At 65.1% G+C, this 10,437-nt stretch carries 9 protein-coding genes; 2 read left to right on the top strand and 7 right to left on the bottom strand.

Annotated features, from left to right (window positions below; all coding sequences use genetic code 11):
* Positions 1–340: 340 nt before the first annotated feature.
* Genes D3273_RS20220 through hisD form a run of 3 tightly spaced genes read right to left on the bottom strand, consistent with a single transcriptional unit; the run spans position 341 to position 3,438 of the window.
* On the bottom strand, positions 341–1,309 hold the full coding sequence (locus D3273_RS20220) for a hydroxyacid dehydrogenase (RefSeq protein WP_165359588.1): 969 nt from the start codon (positions 1,307–1,309) through the stop codon (positions 341–343).
* 28 nt (positions 1,310–1,337) lie between these two features.
* The gene (locus tag D3273_RS20215; RefSeq protein ID WP_129228701.1) at positions 1,338–2,111 is read right to left on the bottom strand and encodes an SDR family NAD(P)-dependent oxidoreductase; all 774 of its coding nucleotides are present in this window, start codon (positions 2,109–2,111) and stop codon (positions 1,338–1,340) included.
* A 13-nt stretch (positions 2,112–2,124) separates the two neighbouring features.
* A complete protein-coding gene (gene hisD, locus D3273_RS20210) occupies positions 2,125–3,438 on the bottom strand; it encodes a histidinol dehydrogenase (RefSeq protein WP_129228700.1) in 1,314 nt (437 codons plus the stop codon).
* Positions 3,439–3,539: 101 nt separating this feature from the next.
* Here hisD and D3273_RS20205 point away from each other — a divergent pair, with 101 nt between their 5' ends.
* Together D3273_RS20205 and D3273_RS20200 are read left to right on the top strand one after the other, a co-directional pair.
* Positions 3,540–4,337 (top strand): IclR family transcriptional regulator domain-containing protein, encoded by a 798-nt coding sequence (locus D3273_RS20205; protein WP_129228699.1) that lies wholly within the window; start codon positions 3,540–3,542, stop codon positions 4,335–4,337.
* Positions 4,338–4,395: 58 nt separating this feature from the next.
* On the top strand, positions 4,396–5,589 hold the full coding sequence (locus D3273_RS20200; RefSeq protein WP_245501299.1) for a M24 family metallopeptidase: 1,194 nt from the start codon (positions 4,396–4,398) through the stop codon (positions 5,587–5,589).
* A gap of 91 nt (positions 5,590–5,680) precedes the next feature.
* On the opposite strand, the gene D3273_RS20195 is transcribed toward D3273_RS20200, so the two are convergent.
* From D3273_RS20195 to D3273_RS20180, 4 genes are all read right to left on the bottom strand, one after another.
* Positions 5,681–6,715 carry a substrate-binding domain-containing protein gene (locus D3273_RS20195; protein WP_129228697.1) on the bottom strand — a complete coding sequence of 345 codons (1,035 nt, stop codon included), beginning with the start codon at positions 6,713–6,715 and terminating at the stop codon, positions 5,681–5,683.
* A 92-nt stretch (positions 6,716–6,807) separates the two neighbouring features.
* Positions 6,808–7,797 (bottom strand): ABC transporter permease, encoded by a 990-nt coding sequence (locus D3273_RS20190; RefSeq protein WP_129228696.1) that lies wholly within the window; start codon positions 7,795–7,797, stop codon positions 6,808–6,810.
* Positions 7,794–8,750, bottom strand: a complete 957-nt coding sequence (locus D3273_RS20185) for an ABC transporter permease (protein WP_165359587.1) — start codon at positions 8,748–8,750, stop codon at positions 7,794–7,796. Before D3273_RS20185 ends, D3273_RS20190 begins: the two co-directional genes overlap by 4 nt.
* A complete protein-coding gene (locus D3273_RS20180) occupies positions 8,747–10,336 on the bottom strand; it encodes a sugar ABC transporter ATP-binding protein (protein WP_129228694.1) in 1,590 nt (529 codons plus the stop codon). Before D3273_RS20180 ends, D3273_RS20185 begins: the two co-directional genes overlap by 4 nt.
* Positions 10,337–10,437: the final 101 nt, after the last annotated feature.

Genomic DNA, 10,437 nt, shown 5'->3' with positions numbered 1-10,437 from the left:
TGTGCGCCATGGCGGATCCTACCATGAGGCTGGGGGACGGGGAGCACGACCCTCCCCTTTCCACACAGTCTGTAGGAGTTATGCGACACAAGGGCAGGCGAGCCTGTCAGGCTCAGGACTACCGGCTGCTGTCGACCAAGATCGTCGTCAATGCCAACTCAAGCCTCCTCCAGAGCAGACATACCACGGCGCGATCTGCTGTGGCAGAGCGCCCAAACTCATCATCATGCGTGATTTAACCCCGCGCCACAGCAAAATAGAATTCAGGGACATGAAGGCGTCCAGCTAAGTCAAGACATGACAAGAAATGTTGCCGAAATGCAAAACTGGTTAATGCATTTTACGGGAGCGAAGAACGATTGACGATCAAAGTCGGGTCGAGTGTGCCGTCAAAGGCGGCCAGCACGTTGCGAACTGTCGCTTTGCCCATGTCGACGAGACAGTCGGCGGTCAGGGCTGCACAATGCGGGCTGAAAACGATGTCCTCGCGGGAAATCAACGGGTCATCGCCGGGCAGGGGTTCGCGGGCAAATACGTCGAGGCCCGCGCCGTGTAGGTGGCCGGCATCAAGAGACGCCACCAGCGCGGCCTCGTCTATGAGGCCGCCACGCGCGGCATTGAGCAGGATGGCGCCCGGCTTCATTCGGGCCAGCGCCGAAGCATCGATGAGGTTGCGCGTCTTCTCGCCGAGCGGAACGTGCAGTGAGACCACATCGGCTTCGGCCAGTGCCGCTGGCAATATGTCGAAGAAACGCACGTCGGGCACTCGAGTTCGGTCCACAAAGGGATCGAAGGCTGCAATCATCAAGCCGAGGGCGCGAGCCCGGGCTGCAAACTCCTGGCCTATACGACCATAGCCGATCAGCAGCAGGGTCTTGCCGCGGAGCTCAACCGTCGTCTTTCGGCTGCGAATGCCGAAGTCGCCGTTTCTGACGGCACGGTCGAATTGTGCACCGTTCTTCGCGACTGCCAGCATCAGGAACAAGGTGTGTTCGGCGACCGCGGCCGCGTTCACGTCGCCGATGATGGTCACGGGAATGCCGCGTTCGGTGCAGAAGGCGAGCGGAACGTTGTCGTAACCAACGCCGTGCCGCGAGATGATCTTGAGATTATGGGCGCTCGCAAGCGCCTCGGCCGGCAGTGGAGCGTCGCGGATGGTGATCGCGTCGGCGTCGCCAACATGCGCCGCGATGTTCGCCACGCTGGTGTCGGTCAGCACCTCGACCTCGATGTCATCGCGAGTCGAGAACAGATCCAGCGCCGGCTGAGCGATGCGCTGGATGACGACGACCTTCTTGCGATTGTTCATGTGTTTCATCCCAAACCGAAGGTGAAGATTAACTCGTGCTCGTCCAGCCGCCGTCGAGCATCAAGGCGGCACCAGTCATCAGGGCCGAGGCGTCGGACGCGAGGAACACGACCCCGCCCATCACGTCTTCAAGGTGCCCGAGGCGTCCCAGCTTGATCTTGGCGAGGGCGAAGGCCCGAAAATCGGCATCGGCCAAGAAGGGGGCAGTCATCGGCGTCTCGATGAATGTCGGGCACAGGCTGTTGACGCGGATACCTTTGGGGCCGAGTTCTGCCGCCATTGCCTTGGTGAGCCCTTCGATCGCGTGTTTCGTGGCGCAATAGACCGTGCGACCGGGGCCGCCCACATGTCCCATCTGCGACGACATGTTGATGATCGAGCCCGGGCGCCCGACTTCGACCATGCGGCGGGCCACTGCCTGCGCCACGAAGAACGCAGCCCTGACGTTGAGCGCGAAGACCGCATCGTAATCGCCCGCCGACACATCCAGGAAGGACGCCGGTCGATTGGTACCCGCGTTATTCACCAGGATTTCGAACGGGCCGGCCGCCCCGAGCACGGCGGCGCATCGGTCGTAGTCGCCGACATCGAGCGTGATCGCCTCCGCGGTGCCGCCACGGCGCTCGATCTCGCTCGCCACGGCCGCGATCTCCGCCGTGGTCCGGCTCACGAGCGCGACGGCCGCGCCGGCGTCCGCCAGGGCGAGGGCCGCCGCGAGACCGATGCCGCGACCGGCCCCGGTCACGATCGCGCGGCGGCCGTCGAGACGCAGCGACGGGGTGCGTGGATAGGCCTCGCTCATCGGCTCGCCGGGACTACTGGGCATCGACGGCGGAGTAGGGCTCGACGTTGCGGCGACCGTACCGCCGGACGCGGACGTTGGCCTGCTCGCCATGGCCCGAGAAACCCTCAAGCGCGCAGAGCCGCGAGCAGACCTCGCCGATGCGCGCCGAGGCCTCGTCGGTCTCGACCCGTTGGTAGGTGCAGGTCTTCAGGAACTTGCCGACCCAGAGCCCGCCCGTGTAGCGCGCGGCCTTCATTGTAGGCAGCGTGTGGTTCGTACCAATGACCTTGTCTCCATAGGCCACGTTGGTGCGGGGACCGAGGAAGAGGGCGCCATAGTTCGACATGTTCTGCAGGAACCAGTCGTCCCGGTCCGTCATCACTTGGACGTGCTCGGAGGCGATTTCGTCTGCGACCGCGAGCATCTCGTCATAATCGCGCACGACGATCACTTGGCCGTAGTCGGTCCACGCCTTGGCCGCCACGGAGGCGGTCGGCATGATCGTGAGGAGACGCTCGATCTGCTCCATCGTGGCGTGGGCCAGCTTGTCCGACACGGTCAGGAGGACGGCGGGCGAGTTCGGCCCGTGCTCGGCTTGCCCCAGCAGGTCGATGGCGCAAAGCTCGCCGTCCACCGTGTCGTCGGCGATGACCAGCGTTTCAGTAGGACCGGCCAGGAGATCAATCCCCACGCGTCCGAAGGTTTGGCGCTTCGCCTCGGCCACGTAGGCATTGCCCGGGCCGACCAGCATGTCGACCGGCGCGATGGAAGCGGTGCCTAGCGCCATAGCGCCGATCGCCTGAATGCCGCCGAGCACGTAGATCTCGTCGGCGCCGGCCAAATGCTGAGCCGCAACGATGGCTGGGGCGGGCTCGCCCTGGTAGGGCGGCGCGCAGGTGATAACACGGGCGACGCCCGCCACCTTGGCAGTGATGACCGACATGTGGGCCGAGGCGAGCAGCGGGTATTTGCCACCCGGCACGTAGCAGCCCACCGATCGCATCGGCACGTTCTTGTGACCCAGGAAGACGCCTGGCAGCGTCTCGGTCTCGACGTCGCGGAGGGCGGAGCGCTGGATCTGGGCGAAGTTGCGGACCTGAGCCTGGGCGAACCGGATGTCGTCCAGCGCTTGGCCGGACAACCGGGACAGGCAGGCTTCGATCTCGCGCTCGCTCAGGCGAAAGCTCGCCGGGTTCCAATCGTCGAACTTTACCGACATGGCTCGGATTGCCTCGTCTCCGCGCTCTTCGATGTCGGCCAGGGCGGCTTCTACCACTACACGGACCTGTCGGTCGGCTGCGCGGGCCTGCTGCACATCCATGCCCCGCTTGAGCCACTCAGCCATCGCAGCGTTCTCCCCGACCATGTTGTTTCGTCCACCATGTCAGGGCTTGACTGCGCCGTCAAACTTCGCACAAATGTGCGATAATCGCACTCGAGATTTATATGCCGGAACCGTCGATTGCCAAGCCGGATTTTTCGCAGACGCTGGCGCGCGGCCTCGAGATGCTTGAGACTTTGTCGGGCGCGACAGGGCCGCTCTCAGTCAGCCAAGCTGCCGAGCGGGTGGGGATCAGCCGGGCTGCATCCCGCCGCCTACTGCTGACCTTGCGCGAGCTTGGCTACGTCCGGTCCGATGGCGTGCGGTTCTGGTTGACCGCGCGCGTTCTCCAACTCGGCGCGGGCTTGGTTCGCAGCGAGGGGCTGTGGAGCAGTGTGGCCCCGTTCGTGATCGATCTGGCGGATCGGCTCAACGAGCCGTGTTCGATCTCCGTGCTCGACGGCCCTGACACCGTGTTCGTGTGCCGCGACGCCACAAGACGCATCTTCACGACCCGGCTTGGCGTCGGCGATCGCTTGCCGGCGAACTGCTCGGCGAGTGGCAAGACGCTGCTCGCCTGCCTCCCAGCGTCCGAACTCAACCGAGTGCTCGCGTTACGGGGTCTGGTCGCTCGCACGTCGGCTTCGATCACTGATCCGGCGCGGCTGCGTATCGAACTTGGCTTGACCCATGAGCGCGGGTACGGATTAGCAATCGACGAGATGGAGGACGGCACGCTGTCGGTCGCCGTCCCATTGAGGGACCGGGATGGGCGGGTGATCGCCGCCATGAGTCTTGCCTCGCATCGGATACGGCGTACGCCGGTCGACCTGCAGGGCCCTCTGCTGGACGAACTCCGCTTGGCCGCGCAGCAGGTGGAGCGCGTGGTCGAGAGCTTTGGAGATCGGGGCTGGGTGCCTTGATCATGCTGGCTAGGACGGGTCGGCACGTAGCTGGAGGAACGGACACATGACGAGGAGAGTGCTCGAGGAGCAGCTGAACGTCGCTGCGCGGCTTCCGGACACGCCGTTCGATGCCGCCCGGCTCGACCGGTTGCTGGAAGAGGCGGGGCTCGACGCCGTGCTGGTGACCTCCAAGCACAACATTCAGTACATGCTCGGCGGCTACCGCTATTTCTTCTATGCCAACATGGACGCGCACGGCCTGAGCCGCTACCTGCCGTGCCTCGTTTACGTCAAGGGACGTCCGCAAGATGCAACCTATGTCGCGAGCCCCATGGAGGACTACGAGCGCGAGCTCGGCAAGTTCTGGATGGACAGCACCCATTTCGGCAACATGACGTCGCGTCAGACGGCCGCGACCGTGGTGGCGACATTGCAGCGCGTCGCTCCGCACGCGCGGCACATCGGCATCGAGACGAGCTTCCTGCCGGTGGATGCCTACGAGGTGTTGCGCGACGGGCTGCCGGGCGCGACCTTTGGGTCGGCCACGTTGCCGTTGGAACTGCTTCGGGCCGTCAAGACACAAGCCGAGCTCGCACTGCTCGAGGACGCCTCGACCAAGGTCGTCGACGCCATGCTGGCCGCGATCGGACGGCATGGGGCGGGCGCCACCAAGGCGGACATTGCGGACGCACTGCGTCTGGAGGAGATCACACGAGGCGTCACCTTCGATTACTGCCTGATCACCATGGGGCAGTCATTCAACCGCGCTCCGTCTCGCCAGACGTGGCAGGACGGGGAGGTGCTGTCACTCGATTCCGGGGGCAACATCGGCGGCTACATCGGCGATCTCTGCCGCATGGCGATCCTGGGAGAGCCCGACGCGGAACTCGAGGATTTGCTAGCTGAAATTGATGCCATACAGATGGCGGCGCGCGAACCCGTGCGCGCCGGGGCACGGGGCGGCGACGTGTTCGCTGGACCCGAGGCGCTTCTGGGGCGCTCACCCCAGCGCGAGCGACTTGATTTCGTGGCACACGGGATGGGCATCATTAGCCACGAGGCCCCGTGGCTGACCGGACGGTCTGCCGTGCCTTACGAACCGTATCATGCCGACTTGCCGCTCGAGGCCGGAATGGTCCTCTCGATCGAGACCACACTGCTGCACCCCCGCCGTGGCTTTATCAAGCTCGAGGATACGGTGGCAGTGACAGAGACCGGCTGGACGGCTTTCGGCGATGCCGGCCGGGGCTGGAATCAGGCGGGCGGCTGATCCATCACGAAAGCTTAAACACAGCACGGGCGGCCCCGGGAGGCCGGCCCGTGCGAGGAGAGCGAAACCGGCCGTTGGCCCGGTTTTGCGCTCAGAAATTGTACTTATCGATATTGTCCTTGTTGAACACCAGCGGCGGCCCGAGCAGGACCTCGTCCTTGGCCGTGAACTTCAGGTCGCCGAGGCGCCCGGCCTTCACAACCCCCTTGGCCGGATCGAACGTGCCGTCTAGTTGCGCCTTGCTGATGTAGAGGGCCGCGTAGCCGATATCGACCGGGCTCCACAGCACCGCGTCTTTGATGATACCGTCTTTGATGTAGGGGCGGATTGCGTTCGGCACGCCGATCCCCGCGATGGTGATCTTGCCGGACATCCCGAGCTGCTTGACCGCTTCGGCCACGCTGATCTCGGCAATGCCGTCTACCGTAAACACGCCCTTCGTGTCGGGGTTGGCGCGCAGGTAGTTGAGGGTGACGTTCTTGCCCTTCTCGATGTCCTGCTCGCCGAGCAGTGTCGTCTTGATGTGCATGTCGGGGTATTTCTTGGCCACGGTCTCTTGGATGGCCTTCATCCACGCCAGCATGTTCGAGGCCGTCAGCGACCCCGTCACCATCAGGAAGTCGCCCGAGGTCCCGGCACCCTTGGCCATGATGTCGGCGATGGTCTCTCCGATGGCGTCATAGGACGCCTGATTGAGGAACACTTGGCGAGCGTCGCTTTTGACGTCCGCATCCCAGGTGTTCACCTTGATGCCCTTCTGCTGCGCGCGCATCAGCGACGGTGCGAGCGCGGTCGGGTCGAGCGCGCAGATCGAGATCGCATCGACGCGGCTACGGACCAGACGATCGACGATGTCGACCTGACCGGCGACGTTCGCATCCACGGGTCCGTTATACTGGACCGTCAGACCGAGTTCCTTGCCGGCCTCCTGGGCGCCTTGGTTCGCCGAAACGAAATATGGATCGCTCGTGAACTTCGGCACAAACGCGACCGTCTGGTTAGCCGCAAAGGCGGGCCTGGCCAACAGGCCGGAGGCGCCAGCCAGCAGCCCGCCACCGAGGCCCATCATGGCTTGGCGGCGCGTCGTGTTGAGAAGCCTGGACGGGCGGCGTTCGTCGTTTGACACTGGATGTCCTCCCCAAAATACTGTTGGCCGGTCGTGACTGCCGGATTGACGGCCCGCCTCGCGGGCGGGATTTCGTGGGCCGTGCGTCACCCTCAGCGAGGCGCGCGGCGAAACAATTCGTTGGCCAGCACGCCGAGGATCAGGAAGGCGCCGACGATGACGAGCCCCCAGTCGTTGCGCACGCCCGCCGAGACCAGCCCGTCCTGCAGGTAGGCCAGCACCAGGACGCCCAACACCGTTCCCGGAATGGTGCCGGCCCCGCCCGTAATCTTGGTGCCCCCCAGAACCACCATGGCGATGACCGGCAACTCGAGCCCGATCGAGGCATTGGCGCGGGCCGTCGAGACCCGGGCGGTCTGGATCATGGCCGCGACCGCGACGAGGCACCCCATCAGGCCGTAGATGGCGAGCTTCACGCGTTCGACCGGGACGCCGGAGAAACGGGTCGCGAGTTCGTTCGCTCCAATGCCGTACACCCGGCGCCCAAAAGTCGTGCGATCAAGCAGCAGCCAGCACGCTAGGGCTGCGACCACGAGGACAGGTAACTGCGCCGGCACCAGGCCGCCCGCGAAGTAGGACTGGCCGATGCTGGTGAACCAGGGCGGGAAATCCGACACGGCCGCCGCATTTGAAATAGCGTAGGCCGCGCCGCGGTAGATTGCCATGGTGGCGAGCGTCACGACAAAGGGGTGCAACCCGAGATAGGCCACGGCCGCCCCGTTGACGAGGCCGCCCGCGATCCCCGTCATGATCCCGAGAAACATGGCGGCCGGCAGCGGCAATCCGGCTTGGTAGGAGAGGCCCATCACGACCGAAACGAGGGCCAGCAGGGAAGCGACGGACAGGTCGATGCCCCCCGACACGATCACGAAAGTCATGCCGAGCGCCAGGATGCCGGTCTCGATAAAAGTGCGCGAGGTGTCGAGCAGGCTGCCGGGTTCGAGGTAGCCGGGGACGAGCACGCCAAGGCCGGCGAGTTCGATGACGAGCAGGAGGGCTAGCCCGTGCGTTCGCGTGAAGGCGAAGCGCGGGCGTGGCGACGCCTCGGCCGGTGCCGTGGAGCGCGTCGTTGGCTGGCTCACGAAAGTCTCCTCGAGGCACGGAACCGCACAGCGTCGACCGAGATCGCGAGCAGGATCAGCAGGCCGAGGACCAGCTGCTCGAACGTGCCAGGGACGCTGTTGAGCGTGAGCGCGTTCAGGATTACGCCGACCAGCACGGCCCCGATTACCGGTGCCAGCGTGGAGCCGCGCCCGCCCGTGATGCTGGTGCCGCCCAATACGACGGCGGCGATGCATTGAAGTTCAAAGCCGGTCGCGGCGGTGGCCTGGATCTCGCCAATCTGGCCCGCGAAGATTGCGCTGGCGAGGCCGCACCCCAGGCCCGTGGCAAGGAAACAGCGGAACTTCACAAAGCTTGCCCGCAGCCCGACCGCGTCGGCGGCCCGACGATTGCTGCCAACCGCTAGGATGTCGCGGCCCCATTCAGTGTTGCGGTTGATGAGGTCGAAGATGGCGAAGACCACGACCAGACCCACGATCGGCGCGCGCAGGCCGGCGATGCTGCCGAGCCCGAACGCCCGCGCCCCGTCGGGCACCAGCAGCACGCCGTTGGCCCCGATCAGCAGGACCACGCCGCGCAGGCCGAGCAGCATACCAAGGGTGGCGATGATCGAGGGAACGCGGCCCACTGTGACGATGACCCCGTTGAGCGCCCCGACCCCAAGACCCACCCCGAGCGCGGCGAGCAACGGCAGGAGGGGGTGGATGGTGAGGTGGCCGACGCTTGCGTAGGTGAAGGCGCAGGCCGCCAATAGCGATCCGATCGACACGTCGATCTCGCCGGACAAGATCACCTGATTGAGCGCGAGCGAGACGATACCCACGACCGCGACTTGGCTGATGATGTTGAGCAGGTTGGCGCTCGACCAGAAGCCCGGGGTCGTCAGCGCCAGCAGGAGCGAGATCACCACGAGGAAGGCGATCGGAGCGGCCTCGGGCCGCTTGAGGGCGCGATCGATCCAGGGCGCGTTCAATGCACCGATCCCGGATGGAGGGCGGAATCCTCGGCCTGCTCCGCCAGCACCCCCGCCGCGGCCGCGCCGATTGCATCGGGCGAGAAATCGGGGCCCGTGAAGGTCCCCGTCAGGCGACCCTGGTGCATGACCAGAATGCGATCCGACATCGACAGCAGCTCGTTCATCTCCGACGAAACAACCAGCACGGCTTTGCCGGCCGCCGCGAGGTCATCGATGATGCGGTAGATCTCGGCCTTGGCCCCAACGTCGACTCCGCGCGTCGGTTCGTCCAGCAGGATGATCTCGGGCTCCACCACCAGGGCCTTGGCGAGCAGCACCTTCTGCTGGTTTCCGCCGGACAGGGACAGCACAGGAGCTTTCAGACTGCTGCTCCGGATGGCAAAAAGCGCTCGGAACCGCTCGGCAATCTCTCGCTCCCTGCGGCGCGACACGAAGCCGAACCGCGAGATGCGGTTGAGACCGCTGAAGGAAATGTTCCAATCGATCGGGTAGTCGAGAACGAGGCCCTGCGAGCGCCGCTCCTCGGGCACATAGATGATGCCGCGCGCAATGGCTGAGCTCGAGTTAGGGATTAGGGTCGGACGTCCGGCGATGAGGATGCTGCCGTGGGTGGCGGGTGCGATGCCAAAGATGGCCTGCGCTACCTCCGATCGGCCCGCGCCGATCAGTCCCGAGAGGCCGACAATCTCGCCCCGCCGCAGCGTGAAGGAGATGTCCTCGAACGTGCCGGTGCGTCCCAGGCCCTGCACCTCGAGCAGCGCCTCGCCGGGCGTATGGGGCGTGCGGTGGAACAGTTTGCTGAGGGGGCGGCCGACCATCATCTGGATCAGTCGCGGCATATCGAGATCGCGGGTGCGGCCGGTGTGGATCCGCTCGCCGTCCCGCAGCACGGTGATCCGCTCGGCGATCTGGAACACCTCGTCCAATCGGTGCGAGATGTAAACGATGGCGACCCCACGCCGGGTCAGTTCGCCTATGATTCCGAACAGCCGCTGAGCTTCACGTTCGGTGAGGGCGGCCGTGGGCTCGTCCAGGATCACGACCTTGGCGTCGTGCATCAAGGCGCGCGCGATCTCCACCATTTGGGCATTGGCGCCCGACAGCGAGCGCACGGGCGCATCGATGTCGAAGGTCGCGTTGAGCCGACCGAAGGCAGTCGCCGCCTGCCGACGCATCGTGGCCCAGTCGAAGGTGCCGAAGCGCGTGCGCGGTCGAACCCGCCCCACGAAGAGATTTTCGACGACCGACAGGTCGGGAAAGAGATCGAGTTCCTGCGGAACCATGGCGATGCCCTCGGCTTCGGCAACCCGAGGCGACGTCAGAGAGACGATGCGCCCCGCGAGTTCCACGTGACCTTCATCGGGCAGGTGGATGCCGTGCAGCATCTTCATCAGTGTGCTCTTGCCGGCCCCGTTCTCGCCCATGACCGCGTGGACCTCGCCGGCTCGGATCTCCAAATCGACGTTTCGGCACGCCCAGATGCCGCCGAAACGCTTGCCCGCACCCACAAGCCTGCAGGCGACCGTGACGGCTGTCTCCGGTGGGTACGTGACAGTGCGATCCTGATCGACGGTCGGCGTCATCGTGTCTCCCTGGCGCGACTGCCCGTCTAACGCGGGCCGTTGCAGACCAATAGATGCAAGCCGCACGGGATTGTCAAACAATCTTATTTGACATTTTTCGG

This window comes from Lichenibacterium minor (assembly GCF_004137685.1).
GTDB classification, from domain to species: domain Bacteria; phylum Pseudomonadota; class Alphaproteobacteria; order Rhizobiales; family Beijerinckiaceae; genus Lichenihabitans; species Lichenihabitans minor.
This window is presented reverse-complemented; position numbering and strand designations above follow the sequence as displayed.

Excerpts from the sequence above, each read along its gene's own strand:
- D3273_RS20180 (WP_129228694.1), bottom strand. The coding sequence starts at position 10,336 with ATGACGCCGACCGTCGATCAGGATCGCACTGTCACGTACCCACCGGAG.
- D3273_RS20220 (WP_165359588.1), bottom strand. The coding sequence starts at position 1,309 with ATGAACAATCGCAAGAAGGTCGTCGTCATCCAGCGCATCGCTCAGCCG.
- D3273_RS20205 (WP_129228699.1), top strand. The coding sequence starts at position 3,540 with ATGCCGGAACCGTCGATTGCCAAGCCGGATTTTTCGCAGACGCTGGCG.
- hisD (WP_129228700.1), bottom strand. The coding sequence starts at position 3,438 with ATGGCTGAGTGGCTCAAGCGGGGCATGGATGTGCAGCAGGCCCGCGCA.
- D3273_RS20215 (WP_129228701.1), bottom strand. The coding sequence starts at position 2,111 with ATGAGCGAGGCCTATCCACGCACCCCGTCGCTGCGTCTCGACGGCCGC.